General features: G+C 68.5%; 17 protein-coding genes. 12 read left to right on the plus strand and 5 right to left on the minus strand.

Going from position 1 to position 20,887, the window contains the following annotated elements:
- Window positions 1-215: 215 nt before the first annotated feature.
- Together IRZ30_RS07490 and IRZ30_RS07495 are read right to left on the minus strand one after the other, a co-directional pair.
- Complete coding sequence (locus IRZ30_RS07490; RefSeq protein ID WP_294084270.1) at window positions 216-752, minus strand: hypothetical protein; 537 nt, start codon at window positions 750-752, stop codon at window positions 216-218.
- 64 nt (window positions 753-816) lie between these two features.
- Window positions 817-2,211, minus strand: a complete 1,395-nt coding sequence (locus IRZ30_RS07495; RefSeq protein ID WP_294084271.1) for a GH1 family beta-glucosidase — start codon at window positions 2,209-2,211, stop codon at window positions 817-819.
- A 408-nt stretch (window positions 2,212-2,619) separates the two neighbouring features.
- On the opposite strand from IRZ30_RS07495, the gene IRZ30_RS07500 reads away from it, so the two are divergent.
- The 4 genes from IRZ30_RS07500 (at window position 2,620) to radA (ending at window position 9,418) form a co-directional block, all read left to right on the plus strand.
- Entirely contained in the window at window positions 2,620-3,711 is a 1,092-nt protein-coding gene (locus IRZ30_RS07500; protein WP_294084272.1) for an alanine--glyoxylate aminotransferase family protein, read from the plus strand.
- A 151-nt stretch (window positions 3,712-3,862) separates the two neighbouring features.
- Window positions 3,863-5,242, plus strand: a complete 1,380-nt coding sequence (gene rpsA, locus IRZ30_RS07505; RefSeq protein WP_294084273.1) for a 30S ribosomal protein S1 — start codon at window positions 3,863-3,865, stop codon at window positions 5,240-5,242.
- 204 nt (window positions 5,243-5,446) lie between these two features.
- On the plus strand, window positions 5,447-7,900 hold the full coding sequence (locus IRZ30_RS07510; RefSeq protein ID WP_294084274.1) for an ATP-dependent Clp protease ATP-binding subunit: 2,454 nt from the start codon (window positions 5,447-5,449) through the stop codon (window positions 7,898-7,900).
- Window positions 7,901-8,029: 129 nt separating this feature from the next.
- The gene (gene radA / locus IRZ30_RS07515) at window positions 8,030-9,418 is read left to right on the plus strand and encodes a DNA repair protein RadA (protein ID WP_294084275.1); all 1,389 of its coding nucleotides are present in this window, start codon (window positions 8,030-8,032) and stop codon (window positions 9,416-9,418) included.
- 61 nt (window positions 9,419-9,479) lie between these two features.
- On the opposite strand, the gene murG is transcribed toward radA, so the two are convergent.
- A complete protein-coding gene (gene murG, locus IRZ30_RS07520) occupies window positions 9,480-10,634 on the minus strand; it encodes an undecaprenyldiphospho-muramoylpentapeptide beta-N-acetylglucosaminyltransferase (RefSeq protein ID WP_294084276.1) in 1,155 nt (384 codons plus the stop codon).
- Between the two features lie 192 nt (window positions 10,635-10,826).
- Here murG and IRZ30_RS07525 point away from each other — a divergent pair, with 192 nt between their 5' ends.
- The 5 genes from IRZ30_RS07525 to IRZ30_RS07545 all read left to right on the plus strand — a co-directional run bounded on the left by IRZ30_RS07525 (window position 10,827) and on the right by IRZ30_RS07545 (window position 14,538).
- Window positions 10,827-11,219, plus strand: coding sequence for a TraR/DksA C4-type zinc finger protein (locus IRZ30_RS07525; RefSeq protein ID WP_294084286.1), 393 nt, complete (start codon window positions 10,827-10,829; stop codon window positions 11,217-11,219).
- Window positions 11,216-11,806 carry a signal peptidase II gene (lspA, locus tag IRZ30_RS07530; protein WP_294084277.1) on the plus strand — a complete coding sequence of 197 codons (591 nt, stop codon included), beginning with the start codon at window positions 11,216-11,218 and terminating at the stop codon, window positions 11,804-11,806. The genes IRZ30_RS07525 and lspA overlap by 4 nt, the downstream gene beginning before the upstream one ends.
- Before the next feature lie 146 nt (window positions 11,807-11,952).
- Window positions 11,953-12,879 (plus strand): RluA family pseudouridine synthase, encoded by a 927-nt coding sequence (locus IRZ30_RS07535; protein WP_366945325.1) that lies wholly within the window; start codon window positions 11,953-11,955, stop codon window positions 12,877-12,879.
- Window positions 12,880-12,881: 2 nt separating this feature from the next.
- Complete coding sequence (locus tag IRZ30_RS07540; protein WP_294084279.1) at window positions 12,882-14,201, plus strand: DUF4147 domain-containing protein; 1,320 nt, start codon at window positions 12,882-12,884, stop codon at window positions 14,199-14,201.
- A gap of 124 nt (window positions 14,202-14,325) precedes the next feature.
- Window positions 14,326-14,538 carry a hypothetical protein gene (locus tag IRZ30_RS07545; protein ID WP_294084280.1) on the plus strand — a complete coding sequence of 71 codons (213 nt, stop codon included), beginning with the start codon at window positions 14,326-14,328 and terminating at the stop codon, window positions 14,536-14,538.
- A 180-nt stretch (window positions 14,539-14,718) separates the two neighbouring features.
- On the opposite strand, the gene IRZ30_RS07550 is transcribed toward IRZ30_RS07545, so the two are convergent.
- Window positions 14,719-16,344, minus strand: a complete 1,626-nt coding sequence (locus IRZ30_RS07550) for a hypothetical protein (RefSeq protein WP_294084281.1) — start codon at window positions 16,342-16,344, stop codon at window positions 14,719-14,721.
- A gap of 134 nt (window positions 16,345-16,478) precedes the next feature.
- Between IRZ30_RS07550 and IRZ30_RS07555 the strand changes: the two genes are divergently transcribed.
- The 3 genes from IRZ30_RS07555 to IRZ30_RS07565 all read left to right on the plus strand — a co-directional run bounded on the left by IRZ30_RS07555 (window position 16,479) and on the right by IRZ30_RS07565 (window position 19,817).
- On the plus strand, window positions 16,479-18,191 hold the full coding sequence (locus IRZ30_RS07555; RefSeq protein WP_294084282.1) for a thiamine pyrophosphate-binding protein: 1,713 nt from the start codon (window positions 16,479-16,481) through the stop codon (window positions 18,189-18,191).
- A complete protein-coding gene (locus tag IRZ30_RS07560) occupies window positions 18,188-19,123 on the plus strand; it encodes a nucleoside hydrolase (protein WP_294084283.1) in 936 nt (311 codons plus the stop codon). Before IRZ30_RS07555 ends, IRZ30_RS07560 begins: the two co-directional genes overlap by 4 nt.
- A gap of 103 nt (window positions 19,124-19,226) precedes the next feature.
- Window positions 19,227-19,817, plus strand: coding sequence for a hypothetical protein (locus IRZ30_RS07565; RefSeq protein ID WP_294084284.1), 591 nt, complete (start codon window positions 19,227-19,229; stop codon window positions 19,815-19,817).
- An 11-nt stretch (window positions 19,818-19,828) separates the two neighbouring features.
- On the opposite strand, the gene IRZ30_RS07570 is transcribed toward IRZ30_RS07565, so the two are convergent.
- Window positions 19,829-20,809: a polyprenyl synthetase family protein gene (locus tag IRZ30_RS07570; protein WP_294084285.1), complete on the minus strand. Its 981-nt coding sequence runs from the start codon at window positions 20,807-20,809 to the stop codon at window positions 19,829-19,831.
- Window positions 20,810-20,887 lie beyond the last annotated feature (78 nt).

Here is a 20,887-nt window from a genome sequence, read left to right on the forward strand (position 1 = left end):
TCTGTGTGGGGGGGGCTGTTTTTTTTTTAAAAGAGACAGGCCCGCCGCCGGCGGGCGCGCGCGCCCCCCCCGGCTCCGCTGAGGATGACAGCGACCGGGCGATGGGGACAGCTCCGGTGTACCACGGTCTTTCGTCAAACGCCATTACCCCGTCTGTCCGCACCGCGCGAGCCATGCTACGGTGCGACGAGTGATTGGCTGGCAGTCGGTAGGCCCTAGTGAAAGACCACCTTGATTCCGAGTACGAGACCGCCGATGGCGACGAGGAAGAGAGCGCTGGCGAGTTGGCGCAGCCAGTGTTCGTGGAGGAGCTGCCCGACCCGCCAGCCGAAGCCGAACAGGAGCGCGAAGGCAACGACCTGGGCCAGGGAGATCGCCAGCCCCACCGACAGCAAGCCGAGGGCCGATAGGAGCAGGATGAGCGTCGGCCCTTGGGCCCCGATGAGCACGGGGGCGACGTCGCGCCCGATCGCTCGCAGGTCGTGCCAGGAGAGCCAGTGCCGCTCGGCGAGCATCTCGGCGATTGACTCGGAGTAGGCATCCAGCAGGGCGACGGCGACGGTGGTGCCGAACAGGGCGACGGTGGCGTGCCACGCCGACGGGGTCTCGATCTCCAGAACCTGTAGCACGGCCAGCACGGTTATCAGGCCGTAGATGGCCCGCGATACGGGCGCGTGGCTCACCCCGGATGGCGACGGCACGGCGTCGCTTGGATCGGGTTGGTGGATCATCGTCTCCTCGTTGGTGGTCATTGTTTGTTCGTTCGCCTCCAGCCACTGGTGGCCTGCTGCCCGACGGTCAGTGCGACCCTTGTGCTCACGCCACGGCGTTGCGCCTGCTGACTTCACGGAAGAACGACGCGCTCATCTTCGGGGTCCGCTGCTGCGTCTGGAAGTCCACGTATACCAGCCCAAAGCGGTCGCCGTAGCCGTTCATCCACTCGAAGTTGTCCATCATGCTCCACAGGAAGTAGCCCTTGACGGGCACGCCCTCGGCCGTGGCTCGCTGGAGCTGCGTGAGGCTGTTGCGGAGGAACATGATCCGGTCGGTGTCGTAGACGTTCCCGTCCGCTGCCAGGCTATCGGCAGCCGCGCAGCCGTTCTCGGTGATGTAGATCGCCGGTGCGCCCCAGAGCGACTGGACCATCTTCGGTCCCCAATAGAGCGCCTCGGGACCCAACATGTGCCACTCGGAAAACATCCTCGGGTGGGACGCGCTGTAGGGTATCGCCCGGTACCCGGGCGCCGTGTCGGAGGCTAGCAGGTAGATGTTGGGCTTGTATACGTTGATCCCGACGAAGTCGACCGGCTCGGAGATCGTCGCGAGATCCTCCGGCGTGAACTTCGGTGCGTCCTTGCCGGCTTTCTCCAGGTACGCGTCCGTGTACCGCCCTCCGAGCATGACGGTGAGGAAGGGCGCGTTCAGCTCGCGCGTGGCGATCTCCGCGGCCTCGATGTTTTCCTCGCTCTCGATCAAAGGCACCGCGATGCTGATTACCTCCGCGGGGCCGCATTGCGTGCCCGGCTTGCCCATCGCGTGAATTGCCTGCACCGCAAGCCCGTGACCGAGCACGGCGTGGTGCCGCACCTGGTTGAGTTCTCCGGGTGGCAGCCGCAGGCCCGGCGCGGCCTCGAGGTGCACCTCGCCGCCGGCCACGTGCGTGTCGACGCCCCGGTGTCCTCCATCGGCGAAACTCTGGATCTCGTTGGTGGTGAAGAAGTGCCGGACCCGATCGCTCAGTTGCTCGGCCATGTAACCGGCGTAGTGCGCGAAGGCCACGGGTGTGTCGCGGTTCTGCCAGCCACCCCTGTCCTGCAGCGCCTGCGGCAGATCCCAGTGGTAGAGCGTGGGGAACGGCTCGATGCCGGCGGCGAGCAACTCGTCCACCAGCCGGTTGTAGAAGTCGAGGCCCTTCGGGTTGGGCGATCCGGTGCCTTCCGGAAAGATCCGTGGCCAGCAGATGGAGAACCGGTACGCGTTCGCCCCCAGGTCCTTCATCAGCGCCACGTCCTCTTTGCACCGGTGGTAATGGTCGTTGGCGACGTCACCGGTGGACCCGTCGCGGATCTTGCCGGGCGTGTGCGCATAGGTGTCCCAGATCGAGCGGCCCTTCCCGTCCTCGTCCCAGGCGCCCTCGATCTGGTACGCCGACGTGGCGACGCCCCACCTGAATCCCTCGGGGAATTCGCGACGATCTATCTGGCCGGACATGGTTCATCACCTCCGTTGTCGCGAAGCGCGGTGCCGTTCGCGTCAGCCTCTGCTCCGGTGATCCGCATTGCCCCGAGGGGCATCGCGTGCTGCGGGGCATCCGCGCTGGGAGGCGTCGGGGCTCGTCGCAGCGGGGTTCATCGCACGGCCTTCGCGCGGGCGGTCAGGCCCGGGCGTTCGGAGAGAGGATCACCGAGTGGGGCGGGGTGTGCGATGTAGAGGATGCCGGTGCTCCCCCCGTTGGTTCGCCTGCTTCATGCGAGGACATTCTCCGCTGCAAGATCGGGGCCTTCGTGACGAGGTCGCAATCCCTGCTCGCACGCCGGGGCCCGCCGGATCTGCGCGAATCCGCTACCATTTGGGGGCCGGCTCAGGCGCGTGAGCCGCTCGTGGATGAGGAGGGCGTGGGTGGACGCGACAAACCTGCGGATCCCGGGGCCGACGCCGCTGCCGCCGGCCGTGCTGCGGGCGATGCAGCGGGCGATGATCCCACACCGGGGCGCGGAGTTCCGGGCGTTCTTTCGGGGCCTGCTGGAGCAGGTGCGCCGGGTGCACCAGACTGAGGGCGACGTCATCATCCTGCCGGGCAGCGGCTCGGCCGGGTGGGAGGCGGCCATCGTCAACACGCTCTCGCCGGGCGATACGGTCCTGGCCGTCATCACCGGCGACTTCGGTGTGCGCTTTGCCCGCGTCGCCGAGCGGTTCGGGCTGCGAGTGGAGCGGGTCGAGATCCCGTGGGGCCAGGCGGCGACGGCGGACGTCGTGCGGGCCGCGCTGGAGCGACACCCCGAGGCGCGGGCGGTGCTCTACACCTACAACGAGACCTCGACCGGGGTCGCGAACCCGTTGCCTGAGGTCGCGGCGGTGGTCCGCGCGCACGGGGCGCTGCTGCTGGTGGATGGGGTCAGCGCGGTGGCAGGCCTGCCGCTGGAAATGGATGCTTGGGGAGTCGACCTGGTCCTGAGCGGCTCGCAGAAGGCATGGATGTGCCCGCCGGGCCTGGTCATCATCGCGGTGGGACCCCGCGTGTGGGAGCACTACGAGCGGGCGACGTTCCCGCGCTTCTTCTGGGATTTTGGGGACGCGCGACGGGCCGCGGCGGAGGGGAACACCCCGACGACCGCGCCGCTGACGCTGCTGTACGCGCTCAAGGCGGCCTGCGACCTGATCGAAGCCGAAGGGCTGGAGGCGGTCTATGCGCGCCACCGGCGCCTGGGAGAATTGACGCGGCGCGGCGCGCAGGAGATCGGGTACCGGCTCTTCGCCGACCCGGCGTACGCGTCCGACACGGTGACCGCTGCGGAGCCGCCGGAGGGGGTGGCGGTGAAGGACGTGGTCGCGCGTATGCGGCAGGAGTACGGGATCGAGATCGCGGATGGACAGGGGCCGATCAAGGACCGGATCATCCGCATCGGGCACATGGGCTGGGTCCATGAGCCGGAGATCGAGCGAACGCTGGCCGCGCTCGACGCGGTTACCAACTCGCTCGCCGCGAAATGACGCGCTCCGATCTGTGACAGCCAGGCGGTCGTCTCCTTGCGCCGGGTATGGCCGCATACTATAATGATGGCTAGCGTCGTGCCGGACCAAATCAGGTGGAGAACCGAACCCCTCTGGTTGGGCTGGCAAATCTGCGACACAAGGAAGGTATATGGATCGGATCGAAGAAGGCATGAGCGCGGAGCCGGCGACCGCGCCCGCGGTTGTTGCGGATGCGGAGGCCGGCGAGTCGGTGTCGCTCATGGAGCAGTTGCTTAGCGACCCCAGTCACGATTACCGTGTGCTGAACTACGGTGACGTGATCGAGGGACAGATCATGCATGTCGACCGGGACGAGCTGCTGGTCGACATCGGCTCCAAGTCGGAGGGCATCATCCCGGCTCGGGAGTTTTCGACCCTGACCGACGAAGAGCGGGCCGCGCTGTCCGTGGGGGACCGAGTCCTTGTGTTCGTGGTGCAGGCGGAGAACCAAGAGGGCCAGGCGGTTCTCTCCATCGACCGGGCGCGCCAGGAGAAGAGTTGGCGGCGCCTGCAGGAGATCTACGAAGCTGGCGAGATCATCGAAGCCGAGGTCACGAACTACAACAAGGGTGGATTGCTGGTCAACCTGGATGGCGTCCGCGGTTTCGTTCCCGCATCCCAGGTGACCGAGATCCGCGGCGGCGATGACAGCAGCAAGCAGGCCGACATGGCGCGGCTGATCGGCTCGAAGCTGTCGCTCAAGATCATCGAGATCAATCGCCATCGCAACCGGCTGATTCTGTCGGAGCGGCAGGCGATTCAGGAGCGGCGCGACGTCATGAAGGAGCGCCTCATCGAGGAGCTCACCGAGGGCGAGACGCGCCGCGGTCGGGTGGCGAGCATTACGGACTTCGGGGCCTTCGTCGATATCGGCGGGGCCGACGGGCTCGTCCATCTGTCCGAGCTGTCCTGGAGCCGGGTGAAGCACCCGAGCGAGGTACTGAAGGTCGGCGAGGAAGTCGATGTCTACGTGCTCGGCATCAACGCCGAGGAGAAGAAGATTGCGCTGAGCATCAAGCGCACGCAGCCGGAGCCGTGGAGCCGGGTGGCCATGAAGTACGAAGTCGGCCAGCTTGTGCTCGGCACGGTGACGCAGCTCGCGAACTTCGGTGCCTTTGCGAGGATCGAAGACGGGATCGAGGGCCTGATCCACGTGTCCGAGCTTTCGGAGCAGAGGATCGGGCACCCGAGGCAGGTCGTCTCGGAGGGTCAGGACCTGATCTTGCGTATCATTCGCATCGATCCCGCCCGGCGGCGAATGGGGCTAAGCCTACGCCGGGCCCTAGAAGCAACCGACGACGAGGTCGCGGCCTCGCTGGGGCCGGAAGCCGTGGAGTTGAAGCACGAGCTGATGGCTCGCGAGATCGAAATCGAGGCCGAGGCCGACGAGTCAGAATCCGAGCCCGAGGGCGAACAAGCAACAGAGCCAGCCGACGCGGTCGTAATGAGCGCAGAGAGCACGGAGGAAACCCCGCGGGCCGAGGATGGCGAGGAGGAGTCGGGTTCGTAGCCCGATCCCCTGCCAGCACTGCACATCACGAATCGAACCGGTACACATCGCGGATAGGAGCGGTGCGTGCCGGTGACCGGGAAGCCCCCAGGCACGCTATATGCGTTCGGGGGCTCCCTGTTTCCATAGGTTCCATTGCTGACCGTCCCGGCAAGTTAGACCTTAGTGCTGGGTCGCACAGGCCGAAGGCCGTGGGAGAGTACGATGCCTGACAAGTTCGACAAGTTCACCGAGCGAGCGCGCAAGGTGCTGACGTTGGCGCAGGAGGAGGCGCATCGCTTCAACCACAACTACATCGGCACCGAGCATCTGCTCCTCGGTCTGGTGCGCGAAGGCGACGGTGTGGCGGCCCGCGTGCTGAGCAACATGGGCGTGCAGTTGCCCAAGGTGCGCAGCGCGGTCGAGTTCATCATCGGGCGGGGCGACTCGATGATCGTTGGCGAGATCGGCTTGACGCCGCGCGCCAAGAAGGTCATCGAGCTGGCTGTCGATGAGGCCCGCCGGCTCAACCATCACTACATCGGCACCGAGCACCTGCTGCTCGGCCTCGTCCGCGAGGGCGAGGGCATCGCCGCGGGCGTCCTGGAGAGCCTGGGCGTCAACCTGGAGAAGGTGCGCCAGCAGGTCCTGCAGGTCGTCAGCCAGAGCAGCGGTTATCAGCAGAAGGCACAAGCGACGAAGACACCATACATGGACGCGCTCGGTTTTGATCTGACCGAGGCCGCGCGTCAGGGGAAGCTGGACCCGGTGATCGGTCGTCAGGCCGAGATCGAGCGGGTCATGCAGATTCTGTCCCGGCGGACCAAGAACAACCCGGCCCTGATCGGCGAGCCGGGCGTCGGCAAGACGGCCATCGTCGAGGGGCTGGCCCAGCGGATCGTCTCGGGCGATGTGCCCGAGCCGCTGCAGAACAAGCGCCTGGTGGCTTTGGACATCGGCGCGCTGGTTGCCGGGACGAAGTACCGCGGTGAGTTCGAGGAGCGCCTGAAGAAGATCGTTTCCGAGGTCAAGGAGACCGGCGCGATCCTGTTCATCGACGAGCTGCACACGCTCGTGGGCGCCGGGGCTGCCGAGGGGGCGGTGGACGCCGCCAACATCCTGAAGCCGGCCCTGTCGCGCGGCGAGTTGCAGACGATCGGTGCCACCACGCTCGACGAGTACCGCAAGTACATCGAGCGGGACGCCGCGCTCGAGCGCCGCTTCCAGCCGGTGCAGGTCGAGGAGCCGACCGTCGAGGAGACGATCGAGATCCTCCGCGGCATCCGCGAGCGGTACGAGGAGCACCACAAGCTCAAGATCACCGACGAGGCGCTGCGCTCGGCCGCGGTGCTGGCCTCGCGCTACGTCCCAGATCGCTTCCTGCCGGACAAGGCGATCGACCTGGTCGATGAAGCCGCGTCCCGGGTGCGGATGTACCGCTCGGCATCGCCGCCGAGCCTGAAGGAGGCGAAGCGCGGGCTGGAGTCGCTCCGGCGAGAGCTGGACGCGGCCGTGAGCGGGCAGGAGTTCGAGCTGGCGGCCGACCTGCGCGACCGGGAGCGGAAGCTGCAGGGCCGGATCGCCGACCTCGAGATGCACTGGAAGGAAGAGCAGGAGAGCGACGAGCCGCAGGTGACCGAGGAGGACATCGCCCAGGTCGTCTCGATGTGGACCGGTATCCCGCTGATGCGGCTCGCCACCGAGGAGACCGAGCGGCTGCTCCATATGGAGGAGGCGCTGCACGAGCGCATCGTGGGCCAGGAAGAGGCCATCTCGACCATGGCCAAGGCGGTGCGGCGGGCGCGAGCGGGCCTGAAGGACCCGCGGCGACCGATCGGGAGCTTCATCTTCCTCGGCCCGACGGGCGTCGGGAAGACGCTGCTCGCCCGCGCGCTGGCGGAGTTCATGTTCGGCAGCGAGGACGCGCTGATCAAGATCGACATGAGCGAGTTCATGGAGCGGCACAACGTGTCGCGGCTGGTCGGCGCGCCGCCGGGGTACATCGGCTACGAAGAGGGCGGGCAGTTGACCGAGGCGGTCCGCCGCAAGAGCTACTCGGTGATCCTGCTCGATGAGATCGAGAAGGCTCACCCCGAGGCGTTCAACATGCTCCTCCAGATTCTGGAGGACGGGAACCTGACCGACGCCAAGGGGCGGCGGGTCGACTTCCGCAACACGATCATCATCATGACGTCGAACATCGGCGCCGAGATGATCCAGCGGGAGGGCACGCTCGGCTTCGCGGTTGCCTCGAACCCCGAGGAGCGCTTCCAGCACGAATACCAGGCCATGAAGGACAAGGTGCTGGGGCAGCTCAAGCAGACCTTCCGGCCGGAGTTCCTGAACCGGATCGACGGGGTGATCGTGTTCCACCCGCTGACGCCGGAGCAGATCCACCAGATCGTGGAGCTGGAGCTGCAGCGCCTGCGCACGCAGCTTAAGGAGAAGGACATCAAGCTGGAGGTCACCGAGGCGGCGATGCGGCTGCTGGGCGAGCGTGGCTACGACCGGCAGTTCGGTGCACGCCCGCTGCGACGGATCATCCAGAACCTGATCGAGGATCCGCTGGCCGAGGGTCTGCTCGAGAACCGCTTCCCGGAGGGCAGCACCGTCGTGGTCGATGTCCGCGACGACCTGCTCGTCCTGGAGCGGGCCGACGAGCTCGTCTCGGTCTCGTAGCGGCAGATCCGACGACGCGAACGACGCGAGCCACCAGGGGATCCCCTGGTGGCTCTCTCACTTAACCGCAGGCCCGTCCGGCCTGATACAATACGAACGTATGTTCGCTGTGGCGCTGGAGTACGAGCGATGAGCAAGACGCGGACGAAGTTCGTCTGTCAGAACTGCGGGATGGAAACCCCGGCCTACTACGGGCGCTGCCCGCAGTGTGGCGCATGGGGGAGCCTGGTCGAGACAGTCGAATCGCGCGGCCCGGCGCGGGAGCGGCGAGAGCGCGGCGCGCCCGCCACCCGGCCGGCGCGGCTGTCCGAGGTGACCAGCGCCGAGGAGCGCCGCAAGGTCGTCCCGATCGGGGAGTTCAACCGGGTTCTCGGTGGCGGACTCGTCCCCGGCTCGCTCGTGCTCCTCGGTGGTGATCCGGGTGTCGGGAAGAGCACGCTGCTCCTTCAGGTGGCCGGGCTGCTGGCGCCGTCCGCCGGGCCCGTGGTGTATGTCTCGGCCGAGGAATCGGCGCAGCAGATCAAGTTGCGGGCGGACCGGCTCGGGATCACCGCCGATGACCTCTACCTCCTCTCCGAGACGAACCTGGAGGCAGCGCTCGACGCCGTCGACCCGGTGAAGCCGGGCCTGCTCATCGTCGACTCGATCCAAACCGTGTACCTGGAGGAGCTGACGTCCGCTGCGGGCAGCGTCAGCCAGGTGCGGGAGTGCACCGCTCGCCTGATGCAGTACGCCAAGCCACGGCACCTTCCGGTCTTCATCGTTGGCCACGTCACCAAGGAGGGTGCGATCGCCGGGCCGCGCGTGCTGGAGCACATGGTCGACGCGGTGCTCTACCTGGAGGGCGAGCGCTACCACCAGTACCGGGTGTTGCGGGCGGTGAAGAACCGCTTCGGGTCGACCGACGAGGTGGGCGTCTTCGCCATGACCGGCGACGGCATGCAGGAGGTGGCGAATCCATCCGAGGCGTTCCTCCAGGAGCGTTCCCCGGATACGCACGGCTCGGCGGTCGGCGTCACGCTCGAGGGAACGCGGCCGATCCTGGTCGAGGTTCAGGCGCTGACGAGCAGCAGCGCGTTCGGCCTGCCGCGCCGCACGGCCAACGGCTTCGACAACAACCGCTTGCAGATGCTGGTGGCCGTGCTGAGCAAGCGGGTCGGCCTGGGGCTCGGCAGCCAGGACATCTACGTCAACATCGTGGGCGGGCTGCGCATCGCCGAGCCTGCCGCCGACCTTGCCGTGGTCACGGCGATCGCGTCGAGCTACCGGGAGCGCCCGGTCGATCCCAACACGGTGGTGATCGGCGAGGTCGGGCTGTCCGGGGAGCTGCGGAGCGTGAACCAGATCGAGCGTCGGCTGAACGAGGCGTCCAAGCTGGGGTTCGCGCGGGCGGTGATCCCGGCGCCGGGTGGCCGAAGGCAGTTGCCCAAGGTGTCGGGCATCGAGGTGATCCCGGCCGCGAGCGCCGCCGAGGCGATCGAGATGGCGCTGGTGCACGGTCCGGTGGGCGGGGCGTAGCGCGTGCTCGCGGGCCTGGCGAAGCCCACGGGAGCGCATCGTTACGCGACGCGGCGGGTGCTCAGGCCCGGGAGGACACCGGGACAGGGTGACCGGCAAGGCTCAGGATGGCGTCGGCGAGGCGCTCCGCTGCATCGGCATGCCCATGGGCGCGGGCCCGTTCGCTCATGCGCACGCGTCGCGCTGGGTCGTCGAGGAGGCTCCGCACCTCAGCGACGAGCCGCTCCGGCGTCAGCTCTGACTGTGGGAGAAGGATCGCCGCCCCGTCGTCCGCCAGGACGCGAGCATTGCGGGTCTGCTCGTCACCGCCCGCTCCGGGCAGGGGAATGAGGATGGCCGGCTTCCCCAGCGTCGCAAGCTCGGCGACCGTCCCGGCCCCGGCGCGACTGACGACCACGGTCGCCGCGGCGTAGATCGCCGGTAGCTCATCGCCGACCCGTTCGACCACCACATGGCGGGCTTGGAGGTCCTGCGGGAGTGCGGCTCGTGCCGCGAGCAGCCGCGGGTAGTCGCCGTTGGCTTCCGCCGGGCCGCATTGGTGCAGCACCTGGGTCAGGGGCAGGAGGTCGGGGAGCGCCTCGCGGACGGCCGTGTTGATCGCCTGGGCGCCGAGGGCGCCGCCGGTGACGTAGATCAGCGGCGCGTTCGGGTCGAGGCCGAACGCGTCGCGGACGGTCTCCGGATCTCCTGAGAGGAGGCTGGGACGGATCGGGTTGCCGGTAACCATGGTGCGGGCGCGGCTGCCCGCGACCATGGCGGCACTGCTGTCGTAGGTCAGCGCGAGCACGGTGCAGAAGCGGGCGTTGATCCGGTTCGCCAGGCCCACGATCGCTGTCTGCTCGTGGCTGAGGCTGGGGATGCCGAGCAGGCGCGCGGCGACGACGGTGGGCACGCTGACGAAGCCGCCGGTGGCGAAGACCACGTCGGGCCGGACGCGCCGCAAGATGCGCAGCGCCGCGAGCACCCCGAGCGGCACGCGCACGGCATCGATCGCGGTGCGGAGCGACAGGTAGCGGCGAAGCTTGCCCGTCGGGATCGCCTGGAAGGGGATGCCCGCCCGGCGCGCGGCGTCGGCCTCGATGCCGCCGGTGGAGCCGATCCAGAGCGGCTCAAGCGGGAGCCGGCGGCGCAGCACGTCGAGCGTGGCGATCGCGGGCTGGACGTGCCCGCCGGTCCCGCCACCTGCAATGACCAGCTTGAGTGCTCTTGACCCCACGGCTCCCCTCGCGTCGCTGTGGCACCGGACATGCTCACAGCCCGAGTATCTTAGCCTGGGCGAGGGGGCGGTGCCAGCGGACGGGACCGCGTCCCGCCCGCCAAAACGGCCTGTGCTACAATTGCGGCGCACCAGGCAGCGGTGCCACCGCTTCCGAGGGCGTTGCCGCGTTGAGGGAGGGTGGTGCGCGACATGGTGATGACCGACGAGCAACTCGAGGCCATGAGGGCACGTCTCCAGCAGGCGCTGATGGAGACCACGGCCGAAATCTCCGAGATTGACGAACAGGTCCGGTCATTCGGCGCCAGCGAGCAGGACGCATCGTACGGCGTCGACAACCACATCGGGGACCAGGCGGACGTCGTCTATGAGCAGGAGCGCCTCCTGTCGGTGCGGGACCGCCTGGCCGACCGCAAGGCGCTCATCGAGCAGGCGATTGCGAAGATGGACCGGGGCGAGTACGGCTATTGTGAGAACTGCAAGCGCCCGATCCCGCCTGATCGGCTGGAGGCCTTGCCCTTCGCGCGCTACTGCATCGACTGCCAGGCGGCCATGGACCGACGCCAGGGAGGCGGGTGGCGATGACGGGTGAGGCTGAACCGGCCCACGGGCGTTGGGGCCTGTTCGTTACTGCCGCGGTCGCAGGGATCATCATCGCGCTCGATCAGGTGACCAAGGCAGCGATCGTGGCGGCAGTCGGGCCGGACGCCGATCGGGACGTCATCTGGGTCGTCCCACGGGTGCTCCGCTTCCTCTACGTGCGGAATACCGGTGTAGCCTTCGGGGCCTTCCAGGGCGCCGGGCAGATCCTGGTCCTGCTGGCGCTCGGTGTTGTCCTGCTGCTGGCGGTCGCCTTCTGGCAGATGATCCGCGAGAGCCCGTGGCTCTCCGTGGCGTTCGGCCTCCAGTTCGGCGGAGCCATTGGAAACATCATCGACCGGCTCCGCTTCGGGTACGTCGTCGACTTCATCGACGTGCCCAACTTCCCAACGTTCAACGTCGCGGACAGTGCCATCACCATCGGCGTCATCTTGCTCGGCATCTATCTGCTGCGGGCTGAGCTGGCGGCGGTGCCGAAGAACCTGCCGCAGCGGCCGATCGAGGCCCGGCAGGTAGGCGCCCCGGGAAGCGACGAAGCTGGGTCCGGCTCCGCCCGGCCCCCGTCCGGCTGACTCCGTAGCCAGCCCTTTCCCTCCTCTGGCGTGCGCAGGTGCAGCGCGTGTTCTGCCTGCGCCGAGATGGGCGAGTTGCGGACCTGACCTTCCGGGTACGACGCGACGTGAGACGAGTGATAGGTTCGTGCGTGGGTGAAGCATTGATGGAGGATGCGGTCCGGATCGTATTGGATGTGGCGGCTGAGGAGGACGGAGAGCGACTCGACCGCTTGATTGCCGCCCGGGTGGCGGAGATCAGCCGCAGCTACGCGCAGTCACTGGTCAAGGCCGGGGACGTGTACGTCAACGGAGAGCCCGCCCGGCCGGCGCGCCGCATCCACGAGGGCGACACCATCGAGATTCTCCTCCCGCCGGTGCCCGAGCCGGACGATCTGACACCCGAGTACATCCCGGTGCCCGTCATCTATGAGGATGACGACGTCATCATCTTTGACAAGCCGGCGGGTTTGGTGACCCACCCGGCGCCGGGGCACGAGCACGGCACGCTCGTCAACGTCGTGAAGGCGCTGCGACCGGACGTCCCGCTCCTGATGGGCGGGAAGCGTCCGGGGATCGTGCACCGCCTGGACAAGGACACCTCGGGCCTCATCGTCGTGGCGAAGAACGAGGAGGCACGACGGTATCTTGTCCAGCAGTGGCAGCAACGCGATGTCGTCAAGCGCTACATCGCCCTCGTCCACGGCGTGATCCGCGAGAACGAAGGCACCATCGACGCGCCGATCAGCCGCGACCCGCGCAACCGCAAGCGGATGGCGGTCGTGCCTAACGGCCGCCCGGCCGTGACGCACTTCCGCGTGCTGGAGCGCTTCCGCGACGCCACCCTCCTCAACGTGCAGATCGAGACGGGGCGGACGCACCAGATCCGGGTGCATATGCTCTTCATCGGCCACCCGATCGTCGGCGATCAGACGTACGGCAAGCGCCCGTTCCGCATCCCCGTCGCCCGCCAGTTCCTCCACGCGAGCTACCTGAAGTTCAGCCTGCCCGAGAGCGGCCGGCCCATCGAGGTCGAGACGGCGCTTCCCGCCGACCTGCGGGAGGTACTCGATCGCCTGCGAGCCGAGGGATAGCGATGGACCTGGAGCGCGCGCGGGCGGATGCCCTGGCCATCTTCCGCACGGCGCTGCGCCGGGTCGACCCGGAGGCGCTGGTGCGGGACGCCCTGGCTCTCGACGGGGATACCGTCGTCGTCCGGGGCACCCCGTACCCCCTGGCTCCTGATGCCCGGCTGATCGTCGTGGCGATCGGGAAGGCGTCGGTCGGGATGGCGCGGGGCGCCGCGGCGGCGCTCGGCGCGCGAATCGACCGCGGGATCGCCGTGACGAAGGCGCTCCCCGGCGAAGAACTGCCGCCGGCCGTCGGCCCGATCGCGGTGGTGACCGGCAGCCACCCGGTGCCGGATGCGGCGAGCGTGGCGGCCGGGCGCCGGGTGCTGGAGACGGTGGCCGGGTTGGGGCCGGGCGACCTCGTGCTGGCACTCATCTCTGGAGGCGGATCGGCGCTGGTCGAAGCACCCGCCGAGGGGGTGACCCTCGAGGACATCGCGCGCACGACGGATCTCCTGCTCCGGGCGGGCGCGGACATCGAGACCCTCAACGCCGTGCGCCGACCCCTGAGCCGCATCAAAGGGGGCGGCCTGGCCGCGGCCATCGCCCCGGCGCGGGTGGTTAACCTGATCGTGTCGGACGTACTGGGCAATCCCCTGCCCGTGATCGCGAGCGGGCCGACCATCCCGGCTGATCCGGGGCTGGACGCGGTTGCCCTCGCGCGCGGGCTCGGCACCTGGGATAACCTGCCCGAGCCGGTCCGTCGCGCGTTGACCGACGCTCGGGGGCAGAGCGGCGGGAGCGGGGACAATGTCATCGAGACGATCATCCTGGCCGACGCCGCCACTGCGGCGGAGGCCGCGGCCGAGGGGGCGCGTAACCAGGGCTACCACGCCGCGGTGCTCGGCACCCGGTTCGCCGGCGAGGCTCGTGAGTTCGCGCGCTTCTGGGCAGAGCTGGCCCGCCACGCACGCGCCGGGGATGGCCTCCTGAAGCCACCTGCCTGCTTGATCGGTGCCGGCGAGATGACGGTGACGGTCCGCGGCAACGGGCGGGGTGGGCGCAATACCGAGATGGCGCTCGCGGCGGCCATGGCCATCGACGGGCTGCCCGGCGTGGTGATCGCCAGCCTCGCCACGGATGGCGATGATGGACTGTCCGGCGCGGCGGGCGGGATGGTCGACGGCACCACTGCCGCACGCATCCGCGGCGCCGGGCTCGATCCTGCCGCGCTCCTCGCCGCCAACGACAGTGCCCGCGCGCTGGCCGCCGCCGGCGGGCTGGTCCAGACCGGCGGTACCGGAACGAACGTCAACGACCTCTACCTGGCACTCCTTCCCGAATGACAACTCTGTAGGGATACGCGAGGGATACGCGCTCACGGCCCGTGGCATGCGGTCGTGATGATGTCCCAACCTGCTCCACCCGTGAGCACCACGGCTCCGTGGGTGCGCCAGGAACCGAGTGAGCATGTCCACCATGGATGGCAGCGGCTGGCTCATCGCCGACGCGGTGATCGTCGGCATCTTCCTGCTGTTGATCGGGATGGTGTGGCTGGCGTGCGCGCGCCGCGCCGGAGGCCGTCTCCCGCCAGGGGCCGATCTCGTCCCCGGCGCCCTGATCGGCTTGCTCCTCCTGGTATTCGCGCTGTTGATGCTTTGGTCCATGCCGGCGATGGGGTGATCAGTTCAGTCCGAGTCGCGGCCGAATTCCGTGCGGGATGGGCTGGTTGTGCTCCATGTGGGTGCGGACGTGGCGCAGCGAAGGATGACACGGAAGAAAGGGATTACTCGCCCTTGGGATCAGGCGGACTGATACGCTGACCGCTGTGCTCCACCGACTGTGCGCGCAGTCTGCGCGTGCCTACTCCAACAGGCCGGTGGTGTCGATGGGTGGGCGCGGGAGCCAGCCGAGGCGCTGGAGGGCTTCCCGGCCGAGCAGGCCGAGCATCACCTTGTCGTCCTCGGAGGTGGCGTCGGGGTTGAACTCGAACCGGGCGCGCTCGAAGTACTGCACGGTGCGTCCGTTCTCCGTGAACTCCTCGCTGATGGGGAACCCGAAGATCGCAAGCCCGCCGTGTTTCTCCCAGAACTCTTTGAAGCCGTAGGCGATGGTGTGGCCCGTCTCGGGGAAGTAGCGACGATCGCCGCTGTTCTCCGTAGGCGGGACGGCCGGGAAGTCGCGGTCGGCCGTCAGGTCCGCGCCGAGGCGGGCCAGGGCGATGCGGGAATCTTCGGGCGCGTTGGGGTCGTACTCCATCTTCACCCGCTCGAAGTACTGGACGATGCGCTCCTGGCCCGTTGTGGGGTTAACCTCGGTGAACTCTTCGGTGAGGGGGTAGCCGAAGAGCGCCGGGCCGCCGTGCGCCTGCCAGTAGCTCTTGAACCCGGATGACATAAAGTGTTTCGTCTCCGAGACATACATGTTGTCGGGCGAGGGGACGGCGGGCGGATCGCGGGGATCGGTGGGAAGCCGCTCGACCAGCGCGAGCGCCTGTACCCGGCTGCGGCGCATATCGCTGCGACTGAACCAGGCGATCGCGCGCGACGAGACGGCCGGTGCGTACGCCTGTTGCGAGCGCGCCACGGCGAAGGTCTGGTCGTGGGCGATGTCGTAGGCGTAGATGTCGGGCAGGCCGGTGCGCCAGTCCTCCCAGGCCACGAGGTCGCCAGCCATGGTTCCCTGCATCACCATGTGGTCGGAGACGATGACCTGTTCCGCCCCACTGCCCAGATCGCGGACGACGAGGGAGGGCGGGCCGCCGCGGGCCGGCATGCGGCGGAAGAGGACGCGGCTCCCTGCCACCACCGGCTCAACCTCATCATCCGGAGTGTCGGTCAGTTGCTCCACGCGGCGGCTGCCGAGTTCAAAGCGGTACAGGTCCCAGTTCCCGTCGACGTACGCCTGCCAGACGATGGCCGCGCCGGAGACGGTCGGGTGGGCCTGGTTCACCGGGTCACGGGTGACCTCGAATCGCTCCCCGGTGGCGAGGTTCTTCCCGACGATGTCCCAGGAGCCGCCGCGTCGCTCACGCCAGACGACGACGTTGCCGGATACGGCCGGGTCTGCCACCTCGGCCGGCTGGTCGGTGACCGTGATGGTGGTGCGGGTGGTCAGGTCGATGCCCTCGATGGTGCGCCGGCCGGGTTCCTCCCCGGCAACCCAGATGATCAGCGAGCCACTGATGGCCGGCTGGGTCCGGTAGCCCGGGGCCTGGGCCACGCGGAACTCCCGCGCGTCGTCGAGGTCGTAGGCGAAGATGTCGGGCGTGCCGTCGCGGCTGTCCTGCCAGACGATGAGTGATCCATCGGCGACGAGGCCGCGCTGGTCGGCGCCGATCGCCGAGGTCATGGCGGGCTCGAGGCGGTAGGGAAGCTCAGCCGCGCGTGCCGGCGGGCCGGCTGCCGGGGCGAGTGCGGCGCAGATCGTCAACGTGGTCGTGAGCAGCAGTGCGGCAACGCGCCGGGTGGCGCGAAGTCCCTTCCCCATGCGCGGCAGTATAGCAAAGGGCCGTCAGGCGCTGTCTCAGGCGCGCGATGGTGCTATAGTCCGTACTTACGAACCATCCCGAATGGAACTGGGGGTCCACCCCTGAGCGGGCGCGGAAACGCGAGGAGGGCACCATGAACGCGGCGGAAGCCATCGTTCGAATGCTGGTGGAGACAGGTGTGCGCCACATCTTCGGCCTCCCGGGCGATACCAGCATGGACTTCTACGACGCGCTGTATCGGCACCGGGACGTACTGACCCACGTGCTGACCCGCGACGAGCGCTCTGCTGCCTTCATGGCCGACGCCTACGCACGTGTCAGCGGCCGCCTCGGGGTGGTCGAGAGCCCGAGCGGTGGCGGTGCGACCTATGTGCTCCCCGGCATCGCCGAGGCGCACGGATCCTCCTATCCGCTCCTGAGCCTGACCACCGACGTGCCGATCGCCGAGGAGGGGCGAGGCGTCCTGACCGAGCTGGATCAGGAGTCGCTCTTCCGCCCGGTGACCAAGTGGGCGACGCGCATCAAGACCTCGAGCAGCGCGCCGGAGGTGCTGCGCCGGGCGCTCCGCATGGCGACGTCGGGCCGGCCGGGCGCGGTGTCGGTGGTGATGCCGGCCGACGTGCTGCGCGGGCCGGTCGACGAGGAGACCGTCTATGGCCTGCCGGAGGCGCTGGAGGTGCCTAGCCAGCGGACACGGCCCGACCCTGAGGCGATCACGCGTGCCGCGGACCTGATCGCCCAGGCACGCCGGCCGGTGATCGTGGCCGGGGGTGGGGTGCGCATCTCGGGCGCGTGGGACGAGCTGACGGCTTTGGCCGAGGCCTGCAACATTCCGGTGGGCACCTCGATCAACGGCAAGGGGAGCGTGCCCGAGACGAGCCCGATCAGCCTGGGCGTGGTCGGCGGGAACGGCGCGCGGCCCTACGCCAACGAGATCCTGGCCGAGGCGGACCTCGCGATTTTCATCGGCACCCGCACCGATTCGGTCACGACGTTGAACTGGACGCTCCCGCGCCCCGGCGGGCCGAAGGTGATCCACATCGACGTCGACCCCTGGCAGCCGGGCAACAACTACCCGACGGTGCTCGGGATCGTTGCGGACGCGAAGCTGGCGCTGCGCGACCTGCGCGACGCGGTTGACCTGAAGGACCCGAAGATCGCCGAGCGCCGCGCGTGGCTGGACGAGATCGCCGCGCGCAAGGATGCGTATTTCGCCGACGCGGCGGTCAAGGCGGCGGCAACGTCCCGTCCCATCAAGCCGCAGCGGGTGTTCGCCGCGTTGCGCCGCCTGCTCGACCCGGAGACGGTGATCGTGGCCGATCCCGGGACGCCGACGCCGTTCCTGAGTGCCGAGTACCTCCTGGCGCAGTCCGGACGCTGGACGGTCGTCCCGCGCGCGCACGGCGGGCTGGGCTTCGCCATCCCGGCGGTGGTCGGGGCCTACTTCGCCGCGGCCGGGAAGCGCGTGGTCGGGTTGTGCGGCGATGGGAGTTTCGGCATGTCGTGCGGCGAGCTGGAGACGATCTCCCGCCTCGGGCTCCCGATCACGCTGATCCAGTTCAATAACGGCTCGTTCGGCTGGATCAAGGAGCTGCAGCACCTGTACCACGACGACCGCTTCCTGTCGGTCGACTTCAATCCGGTGGACTACGCGGCGATCGCGCGGGGCTTCGGCTTCCGCGCGGAGCAGGTGGTCGATCCGGAAGATGTCGAACCGGCCATCGCGCGGGCGCTGGACTCCGGGCAGCCGGCCTTCGTCGACATCGTGTCTGAGTCGCCGTTGACGGAGACGCCCCCGGTGGCGGCCTGGCTGGCGGCTAAGGCGGCGCGGCAGGTGGCGCGATGAGCACCCCAGGGCGCATTCCGCTCGTACTCGACGTCGACACCGGAGTCGACGACGCCATCGCGATCGCGCTGGCCTTGCGGCTGGGCGTCTTCGACCTGCTGGGCGTCACGACCGTGGCCGGCAACGTGGAGCTGGAGCGGACGACGGAGAACACCCGTCGCGTGCTGGCTTGGCTCGGGGCGGCCGACATCCCCGTCGCCCGGGGGATGAGCCGGCCGCTGGTGCGTCCGCTCCGCACAGCCGCCGCGTTCCACGGCGAGAACGGCCTCGGCGGCTTTGAGCCGCCGCCCTCTCCGGCTGACCCCTACCTGGAGCCGGCGCCTGCGTTCATGGTCCGCACCGCGCGGGAGCGCCCAGGGGAAGTGACGTTCGTCTGCGTCGGGCCGCTGACGAATCTGGCGGTGGCGCTCGGCCTGGAGCCGGATCTGCCGCGGCTGGTGCGGCGGGTGGTCATCATGGGCGGTGCGTACACCGTCCCGGGAAACTCGACGCCGGCTGCGGAGTTTAATATCTATGCAGATCCGGAGGCCGGCGATCTCGTCGCCCGAAGCGGCCTGCCGATCACGTTCATCGGCCTGGACGTGACTCATCAGGTGGTGCTGGAGCGGGCGGAGTGGGACGCGCTCGAGGCGGCGAGCGACCCGGCGGCGCGGCTCGTGCGCGAGGTGTGCGTCCACAGCTTTGCCGTCCGGGGCATCGAGCGCTTCCACCTCCACGACCCGCTGGCGGTCGCGGTGGCAGCGTTTCCGGAGCTGGTCGAGGTTCGGGAGTCGGGCGTCATGGTCGTGACAGGCCTCGGGGAGCGCGCCGGTGAGACGTTACTCGTTGACCGGCCGGGACTGCCGCGCCACGCCGTCGCCCTCGGGGTGGACGTTGCCAGGTTCGGCGTGCTCTTCCGTTCGACGCTAGGGCTGGACGGCACGCCGGGTTGATAGAGCATCGGCCGGGGCGTGGGGCGGATCGGGGACTCCCGCGGTCTCGGCAGCCATTCAGGGTCGCGTTTTCGGTCGAGCAGGCGTGCAGGAGGGTACGCCAGTGGTAGACGAGCTTGGGTTGCAGGAGCGGATTCCTCTGCAGGACCTGGATCTCTTGAACCGGCTGAGCCAGTACTTTGACAGCCTGGACCAGCACCTGCGGGCCGGGCATGGCTGGTTCATCTTCAACGCGACCGGCGCGCGCGGCGCGCGTATCGCTTCCTTCATCGCGAACCGGCTGCGCGACTACATGCCGATGGCCACGGTCTACTTCGTGCCCTGGCGCGATTTCTCGCTGAACGCCTACATGGTCGCGGTCGAGCTGGAGAGCCTGCGCCCGCAGGAGGGTCAACTCGAAGGGAAGGCGAAGCAGGAATTCGACATCGCGACCCGCGTGTCGCGGGACGCCATGGTGCGGATGGTCGCCGCTGACCTCCTGATCGTCAGCGGGATGCGGCCGGCGCACCGCCACGAGGTGGTCTTCCTCGACGAGACGGTCGCCCGGCGCTATGACCAGCGGCTGTCGACGATCCTGCTGACGCCGTACCGCGCGGACGCGCTGGCGGAGGCGTACGAAGAGGTCGTGCCCCACTCGCCCTTCTGGGAACGGCTCTACAGCCGAATGTACGAGCGGAGCTTCATCGCGGCCTGAGCGGCGCGGGGCTAGCTCGTCCGGGAGAGGGAGTGGTCCGCCAGGACTTCGAGCATGTCGCGCCCTTCGCCGGCTGGGATGACGCGGAGTTCTTCCTTGGCGTTGCGGACATACTCCGCGGCGATCTCCAGGGCATGCTCCAGCGCCCCGGACTCGCGGATTACCGCAGTGGCAGTGGCGTAGTCCTCGTCGGTCGCGTCGTGGCCGCCGACCACGCGCCGGACGAGTTCGGCGTGGCGCCCGTTGCCCCGGTTGAGCTGGAAGAAGAGCATGGTCGGCAGAGTGATGGTGCCCTGCCGCAGGTCGAGCCCAGCCGGCTTGCCGATCTGGTCGGTTGACTCGCGCAGGTCGAGCACATCGTCGACGATCTGGAAGGCCATGCCGAGATGCCCGCCGAAGCGGCGCAGCGCGTCGATCTGCTCGTCGTTGGCCTCGCCCAGGATGGCGCCCATCTCGGCCGAGCCGGCGAAGAGTGAGGCGGTCTTGCCGAAGATCCGCTTGCGGTAGTCGTCGATGCTCTGCTGGAGCTCGCGGGCGGTGAAGATCTCGCGGAGCTGCCCGTCGCAGATGTGGGCCAGGCTGGAGGCGAAGACCTGTACGACGCGCGGGTTCTGAGTGGCTGCTGCCATCATGGCCGACCGCGCGAAAACATAGTCGCCGAGCAGGATGACCGTCTCGGTGTTGAAGAGCGAGTTGAGCGTCGGCCGCCCACGCCGGAGCATTGCCTTATCGACGGTGTCGTCGTGGATCAGCGAGGCAGTGTGGAGCAACTCCACGCCGACCGCGGCCGGGAGGAGCCGCTCAAAGACGTAGTTGAACGGACGTGCGGCGAGCAGAAGGAGCAGCGGGCGCAGGCGCTTCCCGCCAGCTTCGATCAGACCCTGAAGGATCTCGCCGACGAAAGGGAAATCAACGCGTACTTCCTCACGGAGCCGGTCTTCTACCCGAGCCACATCGGCCCGCATGACCGACAACACATCGGAGAGATCCAACGGTCGCCAACCTATCACTGGTCACGAGCGCGCGGGCCCCTCCCCCTCAACCGGCCCGCACCTTCGGCGGATTATACG

Origin of the sequence: Sphaerobacter sp., from assembly GCF_019683595.1 — a bacterium.
Lineage (GTDB): Bacteria > Chloroflexota > Chloroflexia > Thermomicrobiales > Thermomicrobiaceae > Sphaerobacter.

What these genes read in the sequence shown, in the direction of transcription:
- IRZ30_RS07540 (WP_294084279.1), top strand. Translation starts at nt 12,882, where the DNA reads ATGGACCTGGAGCGCGCGCGGGCGGATGCCCTGGCCATCTTCCGCACG.
- IRZ30_RS07525 (WP_294084286.1), top strand. Translation starts at nt 10,827, where the DNA reads ATGGTGATGACCGACGAGCAACTCGAGGCCATGAGGGCACGTCTCCAG.
- IRZ30_RS07555 (WP_294084282.1), top strand. Translation starts at nt 16,479, where the DNA reads ATGAACGCGGCGGAAGCCATCGTTCGAATGCTGGTGGAGACAGGTGTG.
- rpsA (WP_294084273.1), top strand. Translation starts at nt 3,863, where the DNA reads ATGGATCGGATCGAAGAAGGCATGAGCGCGGAGCCGGCGACCGCGCCC.
- lspA (WP_294084277.1), top strand. Translation starts at nt 11,216, where the DNA reads ATGACGGGTGAGGCTGAACCGGCCCACGGGCGTTGGGGCCTGTTCGTT.
- IRZ30_RS07490 (WP_294084270.1), bottom strand. Translation starts at nt 752, where the DNA reads ATGACCACCAACGAGGAGACGATGATCCACCAACCCGATCCAAGCGAC.
- IRZ30_RS07510 (WP_294084274.1), top strand. Translation starts at nt 5,447, where the DNA reads ATGCCTGACAAGTTCGACAAGTTCACCGAGCGAGCGCGCAAGGTGCTG.
- radA (WP_294084275.1), top strand. Translation starts at nt 8,030, where the DNA reads ATGAGCAAGACGCGGACGAAGTTCGTCTGTCAGAACTGCGGGATGGAA.
- IRZ30_RS07495 (WP_294084271.1), bottom strand. Translation starts at nt 2,211, where the DNA reads ATGTCCGGCCAGATAGATCGTCGCGAATTCCCCGAGGGATTCAGGTGG.
- IRZ30_RS07535 (WP_366945325.1), top strand. Translation starts at nt 11,953, where the DNA reads ATGGAGGATGCGGTCCGGATCGTATTGGATGTGGCGGCTGAGGAGGAC.
- IRZ30_RS07545 (WP_294084280.1), top strand. Translation starts at nt 14,326, where the DNA reads ATGTCCACCATGGATGGCAGCGGCTGGCTCATCGCCGACGCGGTGATC.
- IRZ30_RS07550 (WP_294084281.1), bottom strand. Translation starts at nt 16,344, where the DNA reads ATGGGGAAGGGACTTCGCGCCACCCGGCGCGTTGCCGCACTGCTGCTC.
- IRZ30_RS07560 (WP_294084283.1), top strand. Translation starts at nt 18,188, where the DNA reads ATGAGCACCCCAGGGCGCATTCCGCTCGTACTCGACGTCGACACCGGA.